This is a genomic window from Acinetobacter sp. CWB-B33, from assembly GCF_039655955.1.
Lineage (GTDB): Bacteria > Pseudomonadota > Gammaproteobacteria > Pseudomonadales > Moraxellaceae > Acinetobacter > Acinetobacter bouvetii.
In genome coordinates this window covers 455,928-475,666 of record NZ_JAGFEU010000001.1, presented here as the reverse complement: position 1 = coordinate 475,666, position 19,739 = coordinate 455,928, and the positions used below count along the sequence as shown (strand labels likewise).

Annotated in this window: 20 protein-coding genes and 2 pseudogenes; 10 read left to right on the top strand and 12 right to left on the bottom strand. The window is 40.8% G+C overall.

The window, feature by feature from the left end; genetic code table 11:
- Window positions 1-25: 25 nt before the first annotated feature.
- Window positions 26-206, bottom strand: a pseudogene (locus JZ784_RS02315) (electron transfer flavoprotein-ubiquinone oxidoreductase); the annotation flags it as partial.
- A 694-nt stretch (window positions 207-900) separates the two neighbouring features.
- Between JZ784_RS02315 and JZ784_RS02310 the strand changes: the two are divergent.
- Both JZ784_RS02310 and ribA read left to right on the top strand, forming a co-directional pair.
- Window positions 901-1,311: pseudogene (locus tag JZ784_RS02310) on the top strand (Fic family protein); the annotation flags it as partial.
- A gap of 459 nt (window positions 1,312-1,770) precedes the next feature.
- On the top strand, window positions 1,771-2,373 hold the full coding sequence (gene ribA / locus JZ784_RS02305) for a GTP cyclohydrolase II (RefSeq protein ID WP_180118135.1): 603 nt from the start codon (window positions 1,771-1,773) through the stop codon (window positions 2,371-2,373).
- Window positions 2,374-2,495: 122 nt separating this feature from the next.
- Here ribA and trpA read toward each other — a convergent pair whose 3' ends face one another.
- Both trpA and trpB read right to left on the bottom strand, forming a co-directional pair.
- Window positions 2,496-3,281, bottom strand: a complete 786-nt coding sequence (gene trpA / locus JZ784_RS02300) for a tryptophan synthase subunit alpha (RefSeq protein WP_346313647.1) — start codon at window positions 3,279-3,281, stop codon at window positions 2,496-2,498.
- The gene (trpB, locus tag JZ784_RS02295; RefSeq protein WP_346313646.1) at window positions 3,278-4,489 is read right to left on the bottom strand and encodes a tryptophan synthase subunit beta; all 1,212 of its coding nucleotides are present in this window, start codon (window positions 4,487-4,489) and stop codon (window positions 3,278-3,280) included. The genes trpA and trpB overlap by 4 nt, the downstream gene beginning before the upstream one ends.
- A gap of 102 nt (window positions 4,490-4,591) precedes the next feature.
- On the opposite strand from trpB, the gene JZ784_RS02290 reads away from it, so the two are divergent.
- The 4 genes from JZ784_RS02290 (at window position 4,592) to JZ784_RS02275 (ending at window position 7,342) form a co-directional block, all read left to right on the top strand.
- On the top strand, window positions 4,592-5,485 hold the full coding sequence (locus JZ784_RS02290) for a LysR substrate-binding domain-containing protein (protein WP_346313645.1): 894 nt from the start codon (window positions 4,592-4,594) through the stop codon (window positions 5,483-5,485).
- Between the two features lie 113 nt (window positions 5,486-5,598).
- On the top strand, window positions 5,599-6,171 hold the full coding sequence (locus JZ784_RS02285) for a nuclear transport factor 2 family protein (protein WP_004981561.1): 573 nt from the start codon (window positions 5,599-5,601) through the stop codon (window positions 6,169-6,171).
- Complete coding sequence (locus tag JZ784_RS02280; protein WP_346313644.1) at window positions 6,147-6,644, top strand: chalcone isomerase family protein; 498 nt, start codon at window positions 6,147-6,149, stop codon at window positions 6,642-6,644. Before JZ784_RS02285 ends, JZ784_RS02280 begins: the two co-directional genes overlap by 25 nt.
- A gap of 11 nt (window positions 6,645-6,655) precedes the next feature.
- Entirely contained in the window at window positions 6,656-7,342 is a 687-nt protein-coding gene (locus JZ784_RS02275; protein ID WP_346313643.1) for a response regulator transcription factor, read from the top strand.
- A 17-nt stretch (window positions 7,343-7,359) separates the two neighbouring features.
- On the opposite strand, the gene JZ784_RS02270 is transcribed toward JZ784_RS02275, so the two are convergent.
- The 8 genes from JZ784_RS02270 to JZ784_RS02235 all read right to left on the bottom strand — a co-directional run bounded on the left by JZ784_RS02270 (window position 7,360) and on the right by JZ784_RS02235 (window position 15,530).
- A complete protein-coding gene (locus JZ784_RS02270; RefSeq protein ID WP_346314243.1) occupies window positions 7,360-8,682 on the bottom strand; it encodes a HAMP domain-containing sensor histidine kinase in 1,323 nt (440 codons plus the stop codon).
- A 35-nt stretch (window positions 8,683-8,717) separates the two neighbouring features.
- Window positions 8,718-9,767 (bottom strand): cyclopropane-fatty-acyl-phospholipid synthase family protein, encoded by a 1,050-nt coding sequence (locus JZ784_RS02265; protein WP_346313642.1) that lies wholly within the window; start codon window positions 9,765-9,767, stop codon window positions 8,718-8,720.
- Between the two features lie 8 nt (window positions 9,768-9,775).
- A complete protein-coding gene (locus JZ784_RS02260) occupies window positions 9,776-10,555 on the bottom strand; it encodes a DUF1295 domain-containing protein (protein WP_346313641.1) in 780 nt (259 codons plus the stop codon).
- Window positions 10,556-10,579: 24 nt separating this feature from the next.
- Window positions 10,580-11,785, bottom strand: coding sequence for a cyclopropane-fatty-acyl-phospholipid synthase family protein (locus tag JZ784_RS02255; RefSeq protein WP_346313640.1), 1,206 nt, complete (start codon window positions 11,783-11,785; stop codon window positions 10,580-10,582).
- Window positions 11,782-12,570 (bottom strand): DUF1365 domain-containing protein, encoded by a 789-nt coding sequence (locus JZ784_RS02250; protein ID WP_346313639.1) that lies wholly within the window; start codon window positions 12,568-12,570, stop codon window positions 11,782-11,784. Before JZ784_RS02250 ends, JZ784_RS02255 begins: the two co-directional genes overlap by 4 nt.
- Before the next feature lie 9 nt (window positions 12,571-12,579).
- Window positions 12,580-13,863: an FAD-dependent oxidoreductase gene (locus tag JZ784_RS02245; RefSeq protein WP_346313638.1), complete on the bottom strand. Its 1,284-nt coding sequence runs from the start codon at window positions 13,861-13,863 to the stop codon at window positions 12,580-12,582.
- Window positions 13,860-14,846 (bottom strand): acyl-CoA desaturase, encoded by a 987-nt coding sequence (locus JZ784_RS02240; protein WP_346313637.1) that lies wholly within the window; start codon window positions 14,844-14,846, stop codon window positions 13,860-13,862. Before JZ784_RS02240 ends, JZ784_RS02245 begins: the two co-directional genes overlap by 4 nt.
- Before the next feature lie 135 nt (window positions 14,847-14,981).
- The gene (locus JZ784_RS02235; RefSeq protein WP_346313636.1) at window positions 14,982-15,530 is read right to left on the bottom strand and encodes a lipocalin family protein; all 549 of its coding nucleotides are present in this window, start codon (window positions 15,528-15,530) and stop codon (window positions 14,982-14,984) included.
- Between the two features lie 480 nt (window positions 15,531-16,010).
- On the opposite strand from JZ784_RS02235, the gene JZ784_RS02230 reads away from it, so the two are divergent.
- From JZ784_RS02230 to JZ784_RS02220, 3 genes are all read left to right on the top strand, one after another.
- On the top strand, window positions 16,011-16,226 hold the full coding sequence (locus JZ784_RS02230) for a cold-shock protein (RefSeq protein ID WP_067670082.1): 216 nt from the start codon (window positions 16,011-16,013) through the stop codon (window positions 16,224-16,226).
- A 96-nt stretch (window positions 16,227-16,322) separates the two neighbouring features.
- Window positions 16,323-16,550 (top strand): hypothetical protein, encoded by a 228-nt coding sequence (locus JZ784_RS02225; protein ID WP_067670022.1) that lies wholly within the window; start codon window positions 16,323-16,325, stop codon window positions 16,548-16,550.
- Between the two features lie 69 nt (window positions 16,551-16,619).
- On the top strand, window positions 16,620-16,817 hold the full coding sequence (locus JZ784_RS02220; protein ID WP_180027292.1) for a hypothetical protein: 198 nt from the start codon (window positions 16,620-16,622) through the stop codon (window positions 16,815-16,817).
- Window positions 16,818-17,069: 252 nt separating this feature from the next.
- Here the strand turns inward: JZ784_RS02220 and nudC are convergent, their stop codons facing one another.
- Entirely contained in the window at window positions 17,070-17,843 is a 774-nt protein-coding gene (gene nudC, locus JZ784_RS02215; RefSeq protein WP_346313635.1) for an NAD(+) diphosphatase, read from the bottom strand.
- A 371-nt stretch (window positions 17,844-18,214) separates the two neighbouring features.
- On the opposite strand from nudC, the gene JZ784_RS02210 reads away from it, so the two are divergent.
- A complete protein-coding gene (locus tag JZ784_RS02210; RefSeq protein WP_346313634.1) occupies window positions 18,215-19,738 on the top strand; it encodes a cryptochrome/photolyase family protein in 1,524 nt (507 codons plus the stop codon).
- The last annotated feature ends 1 nt before the right edge of the window (window position 19,739 follow it).

Genomic DNA, 19,739 nt, shown 5'->3' with positions numbered 1-19,739 from the left:
TTTGTTTAAACAGATAGATCATCATACTTACAGCTTTAAACTCTACTGCCATGCAGAGCACACCCAATTTCATGGCAGTTTGTGAGCTTTTGATTTTGCGAAGTTGAGGAAGCCTGCAACATCACCAATTAAAGAGCCTATTTAGGCAGCGAGTTGAAATCAACTTTGACAACAGCATGCGCGCCATAAGAAATACGCTTGCCGCCGGTTTAAATGCCTTTGCATATCGAAAGACTTGCGATGCCTTACTTCTCATTCGCTTTGCTGACTCTATTTTTCTTTGCCACTCATACAGCCGGCATACTTCTAAAATTTGCGATGGTGCAATACTGTCTATTTGATAATTACCAATTGCAGCATATAACGTATCCCAAACAAAATTATTTCGACGCTGAGTACTTGGCTCGAACTCTTCTGTCTTGCGGTATTCATCTGCTATTAGTTTAAAACTGCATAAGTTCATCGTTACGTTGCGTTTGAATTGCTGAATTAATATTTTGGGCAAGCAACTCTCTACAAAACGATAAAGAACAGACCTTTGCCATCTGCGAGTTTGATTTGAACCTTAACTGATAATTTTTTGTTTGAATTTAAAGCCAATCGCATTTACGTATCTGTAAGATTTAAAAAAAAAATTGGGCATTTCTACGGTAAACCCCTGCAGTAAATGTTTGATTACTGCAAAAAATACCGTAAAAACTGAGATAAACGAAAATATCGTCAGACAGTACTAGATAAAAGTACTGCGTAAGCTATTTATTTTTAATTTTATTAGATGGCTAAAACAGGAAAATGGTGCGCTCAGCGCGCACCGTAAATACAATTTAACCAATTGTTTATTATAAATATTTAAACCCAACCCACATCATTGTACCGCAAAAAATACCGTAAAAATTCAGCATTCTAAAAAATATTGATGATGGCAATGTAGGTCATTACCACCAACGAAATATATTGATTTCAGGTGCTACGACTACCCCACCTGACTATACATTGTTGAATGACAAAATGGCTCAACTAGTCGGTTGGTACAAGTCGGAAGCGCATCAGCGTCATCCTATTGAACGTGCAGCTAAAGTACACCTGGATTTTTTATTGATGGTAATAGACGCACATCACGTCTATTGATGAACCTTAAGTTGCTGAAATCTGGATATCCACCTTGCGTTATTACAGTTGAAAAATCGCTTGGCTTACTATGAAGCTTTGGATCAGTGGATGGCTTATGACAAAACTGAAGCTTTTATCCAATTGATTTCTGAAGCAGTGATCGAAGGATTTAAACCATATCAGATAATTTTAGGAATTTAGAGTTACTCCCATTTATATATTTCTTTATTTGTACTGCTGCTTAGGACATTTTGTTTATTAGAGCCTTGTTGCCTAAAGCTGTTCTCAAAAAATTGTTCAGCAATATAATTTCAGAATGAAGAAGCCTACACATAGAATCTATCATACAAAGAATTGACCTTACCACAAACCTAATTTTATTAACTTATTCAATAAATTTAATTAACTATACAAAAAAAACCAACTTATCTTAAATATTGATGGTTTAGACAAGCCTCAGCTTTTGAGTGTTTTTGCAACAAAGTAGAACGCTAATAAAAATATTCTAAATAACATTTCACATAAAATTCACTATCAGATACATACTCTTTAATTAAGAGTAAAACGCTGAAATTTATAACTGCAAAAAATTCGGCCAATGCTTTTAAGATAGATTAAGTAAATTGTATCAAATATAAATTTATATAGGTGTATTCTTCTGTGGCTATAGAATTTGTTTCCAAATCAAAATTACCTACTGCGTTTGGCGATTTTGAAATTATAGCGTTTCAAGACCAACGTACTGGTGAAGAACATATCGCTCTTACTAAAGGGATGAATGCTGGTCCAAATCAACCTGTACTAGTCAGAATACATTCAGAGTGCTTAACAGGTGATGCTTTTGCTTCACTCAAATGTGACTGTGGCCCCCAATTACATTCAACCATGAAAATGATTCATGATGCAGGTCAAGGGGTAATTTTATACCTGCGCCAAGAAGGCCGTGGCATAGGCTTAACCAATAAAATTCGAGCCTATGCACTTCAAGACCAAGGACATGATACTCTTGACGCCAATTTATTATTAAATTTACCAGCAGATGCTCGTAAATATGACATGTGCACCATTATGTTAGATTATTTAAAAATAAAGAATGTAAAACTCATTACAAATAATCCGCTTAAAATTAAATCTTTAACTGATTTAGGAATTAATGTTGTTGAACGGATTCCATTAAAAGTTGGCTTAAATATTTTTAACAAAGCTTATCTCGAGACAAAGCAAAAACGTATGTCACATCTGTATGATAATAGTGATTTCTAAAAAGCGATCACTTTCGGTAAAAAATCCAGATACAAAGTTCCATCTCCCTCATAGGAGAGGGTTTTATCAGATATGGTTCTTGATAAATTAACTTTAAATATACGAATTAAAGAAACAGGAAATTATTTATTTTCTCTAAGTATTTGCGAAAAAGCTGTGACTTTTTCTAAAGTCGCATTCATCCCCTTATTAAAAAAAGTATCGACGAGCGCTGAACCAATAACAATAAGATCTGCTTTATTGGCTAATGCTTTAACATGACTTTCATTTTTGATCCCAAAACCAATTGCAACTGGAATATTAAAAATAGGCTTGATTTCAGCAATCTTTTTCTCAAGATTAGACAGATTGAAGTCTCCTCCTGTTAAGCCATTTTCTGCAACATGATATAAAAAACCTGTCGCGCGCGCTGAGATTTGCTCTAACCTTTCAACTGGGGTCGTCGGCGCGGTCATTGCAATTAAATGCATATTTTTTTTATTTAACTGCACTTCGAATTTTTCTCGATATCCATATGGAGCATCTAAAATCAATATTCCATCTATAAGATTTTCTGTTTCGGCGATAAGTATCTCGAAACCATATTGCATAATCGGATTTAAATAAGTCATGAAAATTATTGGTGTTTTTTCATCATGTAGCCTGATTGCTTTTACCAACTCAATGGTCTGTTTTACCGTTTGACCTGCACCTAAAGCCCTAAGATGCGCTGCCTGAATGATCTCTCCATCAGCTACTGGATCTGAAAAAGGAATGCCAACTTCAATAATATCAGCCCCAGCTTGACCTAATTGGCTTAACAGACGACAGCTTTCTGTAAAATTAGGATCTCCAGCAGTAAAATAACAGACCAGACCGCTTCGATTTTCCAGTTTCAATTGTTCTAATTTTTGATCTAGACGGTTCATGCTGTAGCTCCTGCAAGATATTTTTTGACTGTGTTTAAGTCTTTGTCGCCTCTGCCACTTAAATTGACAATAATGATCTGTTCTGGCTGCATTTCTTGAGCAAGTTGAATCGCATATGCAATTGCATGGGAACTCTCAAGAGCAGGAATAATGCCCTCTTGTTGGCTTAAAAGCTGAAATGCATTTACGGCTTCTTGATCGGTTATAGCCGTATATGTCACACGTCCTGTTTCAAACAGAAGGCCATGCTCAGGACCAACACCAGGATAATCTAAGCCAGCTGATATAGAGTGCCCTTCTAAAATCTGCCCATCTAAATCTTGTAATAAATAGGTTAAATTGCCATGCAGCACACCGACTTGACCTTTGCAAATAGAGGCAGCATGTTCACCGTGATTTGTTCCTTTTCCACCTGCCTCAACGCCAAACATTTTGACATTTAGGTCTTCTAGAAAAGGATGCATCAACCCTAATGCATTTGATCCACCACCCACGCAAGCAACCAAGGCATCAGGCAGTTTATTTTCTTTGAGGAGTATTTGGTTTCTGGCTTCTAGACCAATAATTTTCTGAAATTCTCTGACCATCGTGGGATAAGGATGAGGACCTGCACCAGTACCCAACAGGTAATAGGTTGTATCAACATGACGAATCCAGTCACGTAATGCTTCGTTCATGGCATCTTTTAAAGTCCCACGACCTTTTTGAACACTTCTGACTTCAGCACCGAGTAATTTCATGCGCTCAACATTCATTTGTTGGCGCTGAATATCTGTTTCTCCCATAAAAATGGTACATTTCATCTTAAACAGTGCGCAAACCGTTGCTGTTGCAACCCCATGTTGTCCAGCACCAGTTTCTGCAATAATTCTGGTTTTCCCCATAAATTTGGCCAATAAGATTTGCCCCACACAATTATTGATCTTATGTGCACCCGTATGATTCAAATCTTCTCGCTTGAGATATATTCGAGCGCCTCCCGCATAAGCTGTTAGGTTTTTTGCATAGAAAAGTGGACTAGGGCGACCAACAAAGTCCGTTAAAATCTGTTGATATTCAGCCCAAAATTCAGGTTTATGCCGAACAGTATTAAAGGCTTGCTCTAATTCTTGCAGTGCGGGCATTAAGCTCTCTGGCATGTAACATCCGCCAAATTTACCAAAAAATCCCAATTCATCAGGACCATTACCTGTATAAGGGGTTGTCATCTCATATCTCTTTTACTATCAAAACTTGTTTGATCTTAAAATATTTTCATTTTTCTGATAATTGATATATTTTGAGCTGATGGTGTTAGAAAATTTTACAACATGAAACGCAGAACATTACCTCCCCTTAATGCTTTAAAAGCATTCGAGGCCGTCGCCAGAAATAAAAGTTTCAGCTTAGCTGCGGAAGAATTATGTGTCACCCATAGTGCGATTAGCCATCAAATAAAACAGCTAGAAGAATGGTTAGAAAAAAAATTGTTTATTCGACATTCCTCGACCATCTCTCTGACGGCGGACGCCGAAGAATTATCGCTCGTTTGTACGCAGCTTTTTAATCGTTTAGAACAATGCGTCTTTGAGTTAACTAATAAAACATCAGAAGTAGAAGTGGTAATAGGCGCTTCTCATAGTTTTATGGCAAATTGGCTGATTCCTCGATTAGAAAAGCTCGAAGTCATTTATCCCAATATCCATATCAAATTAATGACATGTAATGACTTAAAATTGTTAGAAAAAGAGAAAATTGACATATTTATCAATAGCATCAGTGAGAATCATATACTTCCCAACTTTTTGAATAAATATCTTTTATTTCCCGATAACATGGGGCCTATTTGTAATCGTGAAATAAATCCGCTTCATACAAAAAATGATCTTTTAAATTATCCATTACTTCATACCCACTCAAATAAAAGTGCATGGCATACATGGTTTGATCAGTCCAAAATTAACTTTTCCCCAAAAGCGAATGATCGTTATTTTGATCGTCTCAATTTAATGATAGAGGCGGCTGTTTCAGGCTTAGGAATTGCGATAGCCCCTCAAATTTTAGTAGAAAAAGAAATATTAAATGGAAGGGTCATTGCTCCTTTTGGTTTTATCTATTGTGACTATAATTTTTATGCAATGGTCAGAAAAAATAATGAAAATCGTTATGTCATGAATATCATTGATTGGTTAATGACTGAAGAAAAAAGAGAAAGTGAAATTTAATCCTTGATCACTAAAATTCTATTCAATGTACTGTCTTTAGTATCTATCTTCACATTCTGTTCACTTTAGCCTCTCTAAAGTGGGAGGATAAACTGTGAAGATGGACAGTGAACATGAATCAAGTCAAAACGTTAATGGCAATTGCCTTATCCTTACCAGTGCTTTTCCTGTCAGGATGTAAAAGTGTTCCTCGTTATTCCTCTGATTATGCAAATGCCAGAGCGAGTATTCAGGGAATACCCTTAGATGATGCAAAAGCACTAGAAATCGGCACCCGCTTCACTTCGGCATTTAATACGTTGGGCACACCTAAATTCGTTGAAAATGCTGGAGCACTGTATGCAGATCAGCTTTTTATTAACGATACTCTGTCGCAATTTTCATCGCGTAAAAAACTGCTTGAACATTTTCAAGGTATGAACCAGCGGGTGAGTAATGTAACTGTCAGTCTATTAAATACTTCATATCATCAAGACTCAGCCTATGTGCATTGGCATATGGTTTATGATTTTAAAATGTTCGGCAAGACACGAACAATGGATTCATTTGGAATCAGTGAAATAAAGGTCAACCCAAACCATCAGATTATTTTCCAACAAGATTTCTGGGATCCAGCCAATGGTCTGTATCGTTCTTTGCCATATGTAGGAGGAACCTATTCATGGGTACTGCCTTTCAAAAAGTAGCCATAACCACTGTACTGATGTTCGGGAGTTTCGGTTCGTGGGCGCATGCACAGAGCTTAAATAAATGTGGTAATGGTCCACTCATGGTGGGACAAAAACAGGTCGGTGTGGCCAGTTACTTTGCGCAAAACTGTAATCAGCCTTGGCAAGGCCAAAACATACAGATGGATTTTACCTATACGCAGAATATTCCAGAATGGGCATTCAAACGTGCGGCCACACATCTACTCCAACGTAATATCAAAGATCAAAAAATTCATGCTGTTTTCAATCCAATCACCGATTTGTATCGTCCAGTGAAGTCAGGAGATCTATACCAACTGAAGTATATCCATGCCACACACACATTAAGCCTATACTTAAATCAGAAAATGCAGGGACAACTCCAAAACCCGCAGGCCCAGCAATATTTTAATATATGGCTAGGTCCTCAGCCATTTAGTGCTAAATTAAAACAGCAATTAATAAAGTAGTCTCTACAGTTATGTCTAAACATTTTATTTTGATGGTTGAAGATCATTATGAACTGGCATCTACCTTATGCGAGTTTCTAGAAGAGCATGGTTTTGTGGTCGATCATGCTCGAAACTTAAATGCTGCGCGCCAATTACTCAAGCAGCAACGCTATCATATTTTACTTTTAGATATTAACTTGCCTGATGGTTCGGGTTATGAACTATGTGAATGGCTACGAAATAAAGAAGGTATGGACCTCCCTGTGCTGATGCTCACCGCACGCGATACGCTGAATGACAAACTCAAAGGTTTCAATTCAGGCACGGATGATTATCTAGTCAAGCCATTTGACTTTAATGAGCTGGTGGTTCGAGTCAAAGCTTTAATCAAGCGTTCGCTGGGTGAAGTCTCCTCTGGCCGTCTTCAAATTCATGATCTGATTCTGGATCCGGCAACACAGCAACTGACTCGTGCAGGACAAACCATTGAACTGCCTCCCATTCAGTTCAAACTGCTCAAACTACTGATGCGTCATTCGCCTAAAGTTCTGACTAAACAGGAAATTATGATAGAGCTTTGGGGGGATGAAGAGCCTGAAAGCGATGCCCTACGTAGTCATATTTATAATTTGCGTAAAATGGTCGATAAGCCTTTTGAGCAAAAGCTAATTCATACCATATCTGGTGTAGGGTTAAAGATCACTTTAGAAGATTAAGCTTTCGAAGCCCAGCCTTAATTTAAATACACGACGACAATCAGTCCGGTCGTTATCGCAAGATCAACATCCTGATGGGTATTGAGATAATACTGCCGATCAAACAACTCCACCCGCCAGCCAAGCTGCTTGCACAACTTCTGTACCAATTGCAGTCCAATGCCATGACCTTTGATCTCTAATTGCAATTGCTGCCCCGACAGTTCTTGCACCTTTGAGTTATTCGGTAAAGGAATGCCGACACCATTATCTGCAATCAATACTGTATTTTTTTGCAGAATGACATCAATTTCTGTGCCTTGTGAATAATTCAGTGCATTCCGCAAAATATTGCCAAATACCATTTTGGTCATCGACGGGTAAAGTTTACGTGGCTGTTCGTCTAGATCTTTTTGAAAATTTATCCGCATGCCTTTGTTATGGCTAACAATATCCAGATCCTGAACTAGATTTTCCAGACATTTTGAAAGCAAAGTCGATTCAGCGGTTAAAGTATTGGTGGCATTACGGGCGATAGCCAGTAGTGTGTCAACTAATAGTTGCATGTCTTCAATGGTGTTGTTCAAGCGAGTAAATAATTTATTGTCCCCATAGCGTGCCTGACACAACTGCACATTACCTTTTAAGATGGTGAGTGGTGTGCGAAGCTCATGACTCACATCACCAGTAAATTCACGTTCACGCTGAATAAACTCGCTTAATACCTGATGATATTTTTCTAGCGCCTGCTTCAGATATTCCGCTTCCAGATTTGAATCAGTCCGGATGCCATGAAACGGTGAAGCCTGATTTTTATAATCTTCCCAATCAATATGTTCCAGTGCGTTGGCAAGCCTAGTAATGGGAGAAAAATAGCGCCGGGCACGGCGGTTCCACCACCATAACATACTATAAAGTACAAACAAGCTGACCATCAGTGGTGCCAGACCAAACAGCCAGACCAGTTTATTGACATTGCTTTCGCCAAAGACCAACAGGACATGCTGCCCATCTTTTTCGCCATAAACGGTCATGCGTTCCTTACCATCGACAAAATGCCGATTCACCCCTTGCTCAAGTGACATATTCTTAAATTGGGAGGGTGGCACAGTGTTCCAGCGGTAACCATACAGGTTTTTGGTATCGGGCAATTCTGCGGCAGGATTACGTTCTAATCGCTGCCAGTAGTGTGACATCTCCTGTTCTAGCGCCGTTCTGAGCAAAGAACCTTTAATCACCCAGGCACTGAAGCCAATCCCAATCACCACAGACAGGGCAATGAATCCGATTTGCAGCCAGTAGTAGCGGTTAAACACCTCACCCAGAGGATGATCACGTTTGTCCCTAAACAGCTTTAACATTGATGCATTCCCCGCTGGCCAATCCCATTGTTCAATTATACGGCTTTCTTCTTTAACAGAAAGTGGCCAATGACCCACTCGCGTCCATGGTCATAACCAAATAGCTCGGCACAGGCCATAAAGAAAATCCGCCAGCGCTGCCACCTGATTGCGGCATCCGCGCCATAAGTTTTTTCAAATAAGGGTTTTAGCTCGGCCTGTTTACCATCCATATTTTCTAGCCAAGCATTTGCGGTACGTTCATACTGCGTACCCGCCCATTGCCAGTGCTGTTCTAGCTGTAAATGCTGCTGAAAATGTAGGAAAGTTGAGGCTGCTGGCATCAAACCACCACTAAAGAAATATTGCGACATCCAGTCAAACTCATTTTTGACTTCAAACGGGTAATGCAAGAAACGATGACAGAAAATATGACACCACAATAAGCCATCTGGTTTGAGCCAAATACTAATATTTTCAAACAGTTTTTGATAGTTGCGTACATGCTCAAACATCTCCACCGATACCACACGGTCAAATGACGCAGGTTCAAGTTGCAACACATTGACATCACAAGTGATCACATTAAGGTTATCCAGTTTTTTTAAACGGGCTTGTTCCTGAATATACTCGCGCTGCGTTGAAGAATTTGACACGACTGTAATACGGGCCGTTGGATAATGCTCGGCCATATATAGACTTAAAGAACCCCAACCGCAGCCAATTTCCAAAATATCCTGCCCGTCTTTCAGTTGTGCTCGCTGGCAATAGCATGCAAGGGCAGCTTCTTCGGCTTGGTCTAGCGTCATATCGGCATGTTCAAATAGACTCGCGCTATATTTCAAACGCTTACCGAGTACTGCCTGAAAAAATGCGGTCGGCAGTTCATAATGCTGCTCATTGGCTTTGTCTGTCTCAATGGCAATTTTGCTATTTTTCAGCATGGTCAGCACATCCATATAGCGCTGCGCTGCCAATGCGGGGTTAAACCGACCTTCTTGTGCCAAACGTTTTTTGCTCAAGATTTTAATACCAGCACGAATCACTGGGTCTGGCACCTTGCCATTTTCGATCAGTTCTAAAGATTTTTGAATCATAAAGTCCATGTATTTACCTACTCTTTGGGTGGCCACGGAATAAACATTGAAGTTCGTCGTTGATAGTCTTTATAGTTGTCACCACGGTGGGTGAGGGCCTGTTTTTCACTAAATGGAATACCCGTAAGGTAGTACAGGAATAGCCACATCAGCAGCGGATAAATCCATAATTCATAGCATCCTGCTGCCAGACCAAGTACTGGATAGGCAAACCAATGCAGCCATTCAAAAAAATAATTCGGATGGCGTGAGTATTTCCACAAGCCCTGATCCATGGTTTTACCTTGATTCTGTGCATCTAGCTTAAAACGGTAAAGTTGCTGATCGGCAGTGCTTTCGCCTATCAAAGCAGATAGCATGATCATGCCCGCCACAATCACAGTGACCAAAGTCCAGTCATTCCATTGCTGGGTCGAGATACTTAACAACTTCAGCATTGGGTAAGAAAACAGTAGAGCCAAACCTGCCTGAAATATAAAAAACACCAGAAAACCAAGATGCTGATAATCCCCCATCGCTCGGCGCATGTTGGCATAACGCGTGTCTTCTTGGGTCTCATTGGAATAGCGCCGGAACAGATGCCAAGTCAGCCGTGAAAACCAGATTCCACTCGCCAGTCCCAGAAATAACCGAACCAACATCGGTGCACTGTCAATCGCCCAAGAGGCAATAATCACATTAAGGGCAATACTGAAACTCCAAGCGACATCGACTAGCCCTGCTCTGCGGTTATAGGTCACCAACACCCAGCTACAGAGCATGATGAAGACATTGAGCAAAAATAAATCTAGCAACATGTCGCCCTCCTGTTTTATTTCTGCTTAGTAAGCACTGGCTTCAAACAGCAAATGAACATCACTGATCACACCTTCCCTAAAACCACCTTCGCAATAACACAGATAAAAATCCCACATACGTATAAAACGCTCATCAAAATCAAGTTGAAGTACTTGATCACGCTGCTCCAGAAAACGCTGGCGCCAACGCTTCAGGGTTTCTGCATAGCTTTGACCAATATCTTCCAGATGTTTGAGACGAAGTTTTTGCTCAGAAGCCGTTTGCGTCATTACACTAATACATGGAATAAAACTACCGGGGAAAATATAACGCTTAATGTAATCCACCGTATTTAAAGCTTTAACATAGCGTGCATCTTCAATCGTAATCGCCTGTATCAGGGCTAGACCATTCGGCTTGAGGAGCTCGCGGCATTTTCGGAAATAAGTTGGTAAATATTGCTCACCGACTGCTTCAATCATTTCAATGGACACCAATTTGTCGTATTTACCCTCGAGTAAACGGTAGTCCTGAAGCTGTACAGACACCCGATGAGACAGCCCTGCTTCAGCAACTCGGGCGAGTGCTTCATCGTACTGAGCTTTGGAAATGGTAATGGTGGTCACCTTACAGCCATAATGCTGAGCCGCATAAATGGCAAAGCCTCCCCAGCCGCTGCCAATTTCAACCAAATGGTCCATCGGTTGCAATTGAAGTTTTTGGCAGATCAGTTCTTTTTTATAATGTGAAGCTTGTTCCAAGCTCATACAGGGTTCTTTAAACACCGCACTGGAATACATCATGCTAGAATCTAAGAACAATTTAAAAAAATCATTGCTCAAGTCATAATGCTCAGCAATATTCTGACGACTACCATCAATCGAATTCTTGCGGGATTTATACCAAGCCTTGAGTACCAACTGGCTGGCTTTTGCTACTACATTTTGATTCATCTGATCAAGCACATCACGATTACGCGCTAGAATACGAATTACATTGACCAGATCTTCACTGCTCCAGTAACCACGAATAAAGCCTTCTGCTGCCCCCAGGACACCATTACGGAACAGCAAATTGATAAGGCGTTCGTCGTGAACCTGAATTACTGCATGCAAATCACTATAATTTTCCCCGACCAACCCGTTCCAGATACCTTTAAATATCAACTGACCATGACGCAATTTCAGCATATGGCGTAGGACTATCGGCAGCTCGGTATGTTCTCCCATTAACAGTGTTTTCATAGTCATGTATTACCTTTTTCTTTTTTAGGATGCCGATAAAATGGAATTTTCTTGTTCCATAAGCGCAGAGCATGTAGATAAATCCCGCTCACCATCTTAAAGGGCTCAAGAACTTTGAGCACAGCATATCGATGTTGCTGTGAAGGAAGTGTGATGGCTTCTAGCTTAAATTTCATGGTGGCATCAAATTGTAATATTTCTTGTTCAAACAGCTGCATATGAATCACATTTTGCTGTTCTGAAAAGCTAAAACGCCAACGGTAATCCAGCGACATCGGCATGAATGGCGACACATGAAAGGCCTTTTTAAAATCAAACTGGTGGCTCTGGTAGGGTGCGTGTTCAGCTGCATTATGCCGACAATCGTGAATATACACCTGACGTTCATTCCACGGCGTATTGGTGATTTCACTCAGCACAAAAATCAGTTGATCGGTTGTATCAAAAATCAGGTAAAACACCACCGAATTAAAACGAAAACCCAGTGTGCGTGGCAAAGCTAGTACACGGATGGATACAGCATGTGGTAAATGATAGTTTTCGCGCTTGATCAGTAAACGTGCAACTTTCTGCCGAATCGAGCCATATTCCATGTTCAGAAAATCACGCTCATCCAAAGTCAATAAATTCCAACGACTAGAAGACCAGAACCAAGATTTTTGGGTAAAAGTTGCCAGTTGATCCGGATCAAACCATAAATAGCTAAGCTTCACCTCAAAAGCATGCGATTTGGGCAAATAGCGGCGATGGCGAATTTCGGTAGAGGCGATAGCCAGTGGATACATTTGCATTCTGTACTCCTAAGCCGCTTGCTCAGTGTGTTGCAGCAACTGATTGACAACCCATGAAGCACTACGCGCCCCATCTTCATGAAAGCCCCAGCCCCAGTAGGCACCACAGTATGACGTCCGGTTCTGACCATTGACCTCGGCCCAACGTTGTTGTGCCTCAATCGCGGCAGCATCAAATACTGGATGACGGTAATATCGTTCCACCCATATTTTTTTCGGATCGAGGTTAAAGTTAGGATTGAGTGTGGCAAAGATTTGGGTTTTACAATTCAGGTTTTGCAACTGGTTCATCCAGTAACTGAAACCATAATGCATGCCACGATGCTGGAATGGAGTTGATTCAGTCGCACGGCTAGGTGTCACATGGACATGCCAGCTGGCCCATTGGCGTCTAGATTTGGGCATGATATGAGTATCGGAATGCACCACCATATGGTTATCCTGATAACGAAACTTGCCAAGTACTTCCCGCTCTTGCGCTGACGGGTCTTTAAGTAAATTCAAGCTATCATCCGCATGGCTGGCAAAAATGACCCAGTCAAAACGTTCACTGCCCTGTACAGTTTCGATCACCACATCATTGGCACACCGGGATACATGAAGCACGCCTGTCTTGCAGAAAGTCATATTCGATTGGGCCTGAATGGCACGAACATAACGCGCTGATCCACCCTTGACCGTCAGCCACGAAGGTCGCTCTTTCAGTTGCAACATACGATGGTGCTGAAAAAAGCTCACCACAAATTTATACGGAATCTGTCCAGCTTGCTCTACTGGACAGGACCACAGCGCCCCGCACATCGGATAGAGATGTTCCTGACGAAAGGCTTCTGAATAGTCATGTCGATTGAGATATGCATCAATACTGAGCTGTGCATCAACATGTTCAACATCAATATCTTTATTCGCTGCATAGAAACGGAACAGATCCGACAACATCACGCGAAAATCAGCGTTAAAGAAGTTTTGCGGTCTAAACAAGAGCGAGAATTTCTTCGACGGATTGTACTGCAATCCAGTGACCTGATTGTTCACCGAAAATCCCATGTCACTGCTTTGCGATTGAATCCCAAGCTCTTTGAGCATTGCACAGAACAGTGGGTAATTATGTTCATTAAATACAATAAAGCCACTGTCCACCGCGACCTGTTCGCCATCTATATTCAACTGATGAGTATCGGTATGACCGCCAAAGTAGTTATTCTTTTCAAAGACGGTAACTTCATGCACTTTACTTAATTTCCAAGCCGCATACAAACCGGAAATACCTGAACCAATAATCGCGATTTTCATTGTAATTCCTTCGATTGAATCGTGTGAGCGCCAGTCGTGGTGAGTTTTTTCTGTTTTCTAAGTTGAGCAATTTTACTGACGTCATAGACCCGTGCTGGAATTGGCTTTAAGCTCCAGACTATCCCGAACCAAGACATGATTTTTAGGAGGTAATATGTCACATCAATCTGCCACCAGTAAAAGCCCTGTCGGGTACTGCCTGCATAATAATGGTGATTGTTGTGCCAGCCTTCACCCAAGGTAATGATAGACAAGAATAAATTGTTGCGGCTTTGATCATCAGTCTCAAAATCACGGCTGCCGTAATGATGCGCCAGTGAATTAATACATAAGGTCGCATGGATCAGTAACACGGTAGATACCACAAATCCCCAGACCAGTAATTGCAAGCCAGAAGTCCCCAGTTGCGGCCAAGCTATTGCAAACCATTCTCCTAGTGCATAAACCCCACCCGCGGTCAGTAGCACCACAATTAGACTAAACCGGTCTAGCCAGATTAATTCCGGATATTTCAACCAGTCCTTGATGACTTCTTTACGCGTGGCAAAGTTATATTCATTCAGAAACCAACCCACATGGCTATACCAAAAACCGTGGGTAGATGAATGCGGGTCTTGTGAAGAATCTGTATAGCGGTGGTGATAACGATGATGGGCTGCCCACCATAAGGGGCCACGCTGTGCACTCATGGTGCCGAGTAATACAAATAGGAACTGCACTGGACGCGAGGTCTGAAAGGTTTTATGCGACAGATAGCGATGAAAAAAAGCCGTAATAGAAAACATGCGAATCAGATAGAACACCAGCATAAAGCCAAGCGCAAACCATGATACACCGACCCAGAACACGGCCAGACAAGCCAGATGTAATAGAATAAAGGGAAAAATCCGCGGCCACTGAATTTTGCTGTTTTCAGCCGTCAGTGTTTCGGGCGCTGTGGGTGTAGACCAGCTGTCTATCCATCGCATCAGACTTTTCAACATGGACTCATCCTACTTTCAAGCGATTGTCTTTATTTTATTTGATGAGTGTAATCAGTCAGGTATGAATTTTATGTGAAGTCAATAAAAAAAGCCGAACTATAGAGAGATTTATCAGTTCGGCAAAAGGGTAACAGATTAATGGGGCAATTTGATCAGTTTTGTCACGTCATAACCATAATGTTTTGCGGTTTCTAGATAGGACTGATACGTTGCTTCATCTAGTTGTGGTTCACGCGATAGAATCCACAGGTATTTATTATTCGGTCCACCGACCAGCACTACTTTATATTCCGGATCCAGTCGTAATATCCAGTAATGACCTTTGCTAAATGGTATCCATCTTAAACCTGTAGGCAAAAAGCTGACCTTCAGTTTGCTGTTGCCCTGATTTTGCGAATAGGCAACACCTTCAGAGCTAATCATCTCTCCATTGGCAATTCGGCAACTATTCAATACGCCGATCGTTTGATCGGCATTGACACTATATTGTGCCATGATATTCGATACACATTTACGCTGAAAATACATCGGTAAATGGGCAATTTCATACCATTTACCTGCATACTTCTGAATATCCACTTGATTTACTGCCTGCGGCCTCACCGTTTCTGCTCGGGTGGTCATACTTAAGCTAATGGTGACCAGCGCTGTAGCGGCAAAAAGTGACTTGAATAGCATTTTCATTTTTAAGCCTTATTTGATTTCCAAGATTAAGATAACCCAAGTCGATGTGAACAAAATGTGAAGATTAAATGCAGGACGAATGTAGGCAAAATTTCAATTTTATAGCCTGAAAAAATAGGTAAAATCATTTTTATTGGATCCCATTTTTAAGCGGTAAATTAGTTTTTTCTGTTTGAATGTATCAGTGCTGTCAATAGACTTGTTAAAAAAAGTCAACCAGATCAACAGACTCTTTCCAGATTCAGATGTCTTTTATAAGATAATTAAATATACATATAAAAAAACTTGATTAAATTTATTTTTAATGTATAGTGATCCTAACTAGAAAAAAGTCTTGTTTCATTCAATCTCTGTTAAGTATCGTCGTTTTATTCATAATCCTTCGTTTTTTTAGATTTTAAGTCTCATTCATTATTATTTTCCAAGTTATCAGCAGTCAATAAAATGGCTAAAATTATTAAAAAATCAGTAGGATTTATTATGTCAAACTCAAATATTGTTAAAGGTACGGTTAAGTGGTTCAATGAAACTAAAGGTTTTGGTTTTATTCAACAAGAATCTGGCCCAGACGTTTTTGCTCACTTCAGTGAAATTGCCAGTTCAGGTTTTAAAACCTTATTTGAAGGTCAACAAGTTGAATTCAGCATCGCTCAAGGTCAAAAAGGACCAAACGCAGTTAATATTACTGCGGTCTAAGTAATTAGATGAATTAAAAAAGTACGTCGCTGTACTTTTTTAATTCAAAAGTTGTTAATCATATTCTTCGAAAAAATCACAAAAATAGGATACACATTGTTAAAAAATAATGAATTAGTGGCAAAATCTACAAATGGTACTGAAATTATTGTCTCGTTAATCCCTTTAAATAAAATGCAAAATACACGTGAAGGGTTTAAAACGATCGAAGTTGGTAAAAAAGTACGTCTAGAATCTGGCGTTGAAGTAGATTTAAATTTAGATAGTCGTACATTTTATATCTCCATGAATCAATTATTTAAGTTAAATCATAAAGTGATTTAACTTAAAATTTATGAATAATGAAGCCATGTAATTGTTTCTCTTTCGTGCTGTTATTAAAGGTATATGTAAATGCTTAAACAAAATCTAAATATAAAAGATCAATTCGGAATCAAATATTCTATTCAGGCCACAGTTAATCACCATTTTGACGCTAGCCAGTCTTACTCCCATATCAAATATATAACCGTGGATGGTGAAGATATTCGACCTAGCTTTGATATGTTTTTCCAAAGTTCTTCAAGTGGAAAAATTTTCAAGATTATCTAAATTATTCCCAACCTATTCAGGACGGCATCTGTTTATAGTGGTCTTTAAAATACAGCACATTCACATGGTCGAACCGATGATACCACACTAAAAAACTATGCAGCACCATCATTGCCAAGCTCTTTATTTCAGTCTATAGAGTGAAAACGGGCAAAGTCCGTGGCAAGTGCTGAGAGTTCCTTTTCTAGATTTCCGTTCTTATTTCAGCCTGAAATTATCATCTAAATATTCAAACATTTCTCTTTTTAAATTTCAAAGCCATTCTTTACTGTCATCTGCAACAGGCGTTTCATGCATCACGTGCTGAATCATGGCATAAGCGATACTACCCTTGAACGGAATTTCGGGTAACTGATCATACTTGAAAAATTGCGCGTCGCTGAGTTCATCTTCCTGAATCTGAATCTCACCCGAGTGATACTCTGCCCTGAAAGCCATCATCAGGTTGCTGGGAAAAGGCCACGGCTGGCTGGCCAGATATTGAATATTTTTGATTTGTAGCCCCACTTCTTCCAGCGTTTCGCGGCGTACTGCCTCTTCCAGAGTTTCTCCAACTTCAACAAAGCCTGCAATCAGGCTGTACATCTGGGTTTTGTTGCGGGCATTTCTTGCCAGCAAAATTTCATCTGCACCTCGAGTAATGATGGTAATCACACAAGGATTTACCCGCGGATACTGGTTATAGCAACAGGATGGACAGACCATGGCATACTGGCTGGTATGCTGCTGGGTGGCGTGACCGCATTTACTGCAAAAGCGGTGGTTACGGCGCCATTCCAGTAACTGTACCGCACGGCTGGCCTGTTCAAACTGCGGTATGCTCCAGACTTGCACCAGTTGCCGGATCGGAACCAGCTGATAACCTTCCGGTATCGGTTCGTCTTCTTTCAGGTCACGAGCAATGATCTCGCCATTTTCCAACAGGTTCAGGTCATGCTGCAGTCGTTCTACATGCGGCAACTGGAAATGCTCATCCACCAGTAATTGTTGCTGTCTAAAAATATACGCTTTTGAATGTATGCTCATGACAATTCCTTGATTAAAAAAAATCCCACACAGAGGATGTATGGGACAAAACTAAGGAAGCTTACATGGAGTAACTTCTAGCCAGATACTAGGCGAAAGCTGCCTGAATTACAAACACAATAATTTGTATCTTTTTGATTAAAATCACATAATTTTCACACCGACTATGCATTAAACAATCATTAAATTCGAGTATTGTAAAATGGTTTGAAATTTTTATAGATAAATACAGCTTTGCTCAAGTGATGATGATTTCTGTGCAATGGTTGATCCGCATCTGACACAGTCTCTTTGGGATGATCTGTATTTTCACAAAAAATTGAGCTGCCTACATTTACACTGTTCTAGTGTTTATAAACTTTGAGATTGGTATGCGTTTCGGTTTAATTCTGGGAGACCAGCTTCATCATCAGCTAGCTACGCTCAAAGTACTGGATCGCACTCAGGATGTAATTCTGATGGCCGAAGTGGTTGAGGAAGCCACTTATGTCGCCCATCATCCGCAGAAAATTGCGCTGATTTTTAGTGCGATGCGTCACTTTGCCAAGGCGCTTAAAGCTGATGGTTGGCGTGTACGGTATCATGCTTTTGAATCTGATAGTCCTATTCGTAGCCTGCTGGATTTTGTGCAGTCACAACAACAACTGCTCCCCGTAACAGGACTGGTAATTACACACTGTGGAGAATACCGCCTACAGCAGCAGATTCAACAGCACTGGAGCCAACGGCTACAACTGCCCGTACAGTGCCTGAATGACGACCGTTTTTTCTGTAGTCTGGAGCAGTTCCGCCACTTTGCCAGTCGCTACCAAACACTGCGTATGGAATATTTTTACCGAGAAATGCGCAAGCAGACTGGTTACTTGATGCAGAGACAGCAGCCCATAGGGCAACAGTGGAACTATGACAGCGCCAATCGCAAGGCTTGGTTGGGCAGTCCGCCCTTGCCCCCGCAACTTAATTTTGAACGAGATCAGATTGATTTAGATGTGCTTGCACTGGTTAAACGTGAGTTTTGCCAGCATTCTGGAAGTCTTGCCAATTTCCGTTGGGCCACCACACGCAGTAATGCCAAGCGTGTTCTGGAACATTTTATTGCCTATAGTTTGCCTTATTTTGGTGATTATCAGGATGCTATGGCACAGGGTACAGACACGCTGTTTCACAGCCTGCTCTCACCTTATTTAAACTGTGGCCTACTATTGCCCAAAGAAGTCTGTGATGCGGCAGAAGCTGCCTACCATGCCGGTCATGTACCACTGAATGCAGTTGAAGGTTTTATCCGGCAGATTCTGGGTTGGCGCGAATATGTACGAGGCATTTACTGGCTATACATGCCGGAATATGCCAACCGCAATGCACTGCAGCATTCGTCACCGCTGCCACAATTTTACTGGACTGGTCATACCCAGATGAACTGTATGGCGGAATGTTTTCGCAATACTTTCCAAAATGCCTATGCGCATCACATCCAGCGTTTGATGATTACTGGCAACTTTGCCCTGTTAAGTGCTGTAGACCCGCAGCAGATCAGTGAATGGTATCTGGCGGTATATGCAGATGCCTATGAATGGGTAGAACTACCGAACACGCTGGGCATGGTAATGCACGCTGATGGTGGGTTAATGGCCAGCAAACCCTACGCCGCTTCGGGCAATTACATTAATAAAATGTCAGATTACTGCAAGCACTGTACCTACAATGTCAAAACCCGTACCGAGCCGGACAGCTGTCCATTTAACAGTCTATACTGGTTTTTTATGATTCGGCATGAAGCGATATTTCGTACTCATCCACGTATGGGCATGATCTATCGACAACTCGATAAACTTCAAGATCGGCAGCAGATTATCACCCATGCGCAGCAGCTCCTTAGTCGGCTTGATGAGTTATAAA

Excerpts from the sequence above, each read along its gene's own strand:
- JZ784_RS02245 (WP_346313638.1), bottom strand. The coding sequence starts at position 13,863 with ATGAAAATCGCGATTATTGGTTCAGGTATTTCCGGTTTGTATGCGGCT.
- JZ784_RS02250 (WP_346313639.1), bottom strand. The coding sequence starts at position 12,570 with ATGCAAATGTATCCACTGGCTATCGCCTCTACCGAAATTCGCCATCGC.
- trpB (WP_346313646.1), bottom strand. The coding sequence starts at position 4,489 with ATGACAACCCCTTATACAGGTAATGGTCCTGATGAATTGGGATTTTTT.
- JZ784_RS02210 (WP_346313634.1), top strand. The coding sequence starts at position 18,215 with ATGCGTTTCGGTTTAATTCTGGGAGACCAGCTTCATCATCAGCTAGCT.
- JZ784_RS02290 (WP_346313645.1), top strand. The coding sequence starts at position 4,592 with ATGAAACGCAGAACATTACCTCCCCTTAATGCTTTAAAAGCATTCGAG.
- JZ784_RS02220 (WP_180027292.1), top strand. The coding sequence starts at position 16,620 with ATGCTTAAACAAAATCTAAATATAAAAGATCAATTCGGAATCAAATAT.
- JZ784_RS02260 (WP_346313641.1), bottom strand. The coding sequence starts at position 10,555 with ATGTTGCTAGATTTATTTTTGCTCAATGTCTTCATCATGCTCTGTAGC.
- JZ784_RS02255 (WP_346313640.1), bottom strand. The coding sequence starts at position 11,785 with ATGACTATGAAAACACTGTTAATGGGAGAACATACCGAGCTGCCGATA.
- JZ784_RS02275 (WP_346313643.1), top strand. The coding sequence starts at position 6,656 with ATGTCTAAACATTTTATTTTGATGGTTGAAGATCATTATGAACTGGCA.
- JZ784_RS02235 (WP_346313636.1), bottom strand. The coding sequence starts at position 15,530 with ATGAAAATGCTATTCAAGTCACTTTTTGCCGCTACAGCGCTGGTCACC.
- trpA (WP_346313647.1), bottom strand. The coding sequence starts at position 3,281 with ATGAACCGTCTAGATCAAAAATTAGAACAATTGAAACTGGAAAATCGA.
- nudC (WP_346313635.1), bottom strand. The coding sequence starts at position 17,843 with ATGAGCATACATTCAAAAGCGTATATTTTTAGACAGCAACAATTACTG.
- JZ784_RS02265 (WP_346313642.1), bottom strand. The coding sequence starts at position 9,767 with ATGGACTTTATGATTCAAAAATCTTTAGAACTGATCGAAAATGGCAAG.
- JZ784_RS02280 (WP_346313644.1), top strand. The coding sequence starts at position 6,147 with ATGGGTACTGCCTTTCAAAAAGTAGCCATAACCACTGTACTGATGTTC.
- JZ784_RS02240 (WP_346313637.1), bottom strand. The coding sequence starts at position 14,846 with ATGTTGAAAAGTCTGATGCGATGGATAGACAGCTGGTCTACACCCACA.
- JZ784_RS02270 (WP_346314243.1), bottom strand. The coding sequence starts at position 8,682 with ATGTTAAAGCTGTTTAGGGACAAACGTGATCATCCTCTGGGTGAGGTG.
- JZ784_RS02285 (WP_004981561.1), top strand. The coding sequence starts at position 5,599 with ATGAATCAAGTCAAAACGTTAATGGCAATTGCCTTATCCTTACCAGTG.
- JZ784_RS02230 (WP_067670082.1), top strand. The coding sequence starts at position 16,011 with ATGTCAAACTCAAATATTGTTAAAGGTACGGTTAAGTGGTTCAATGAA.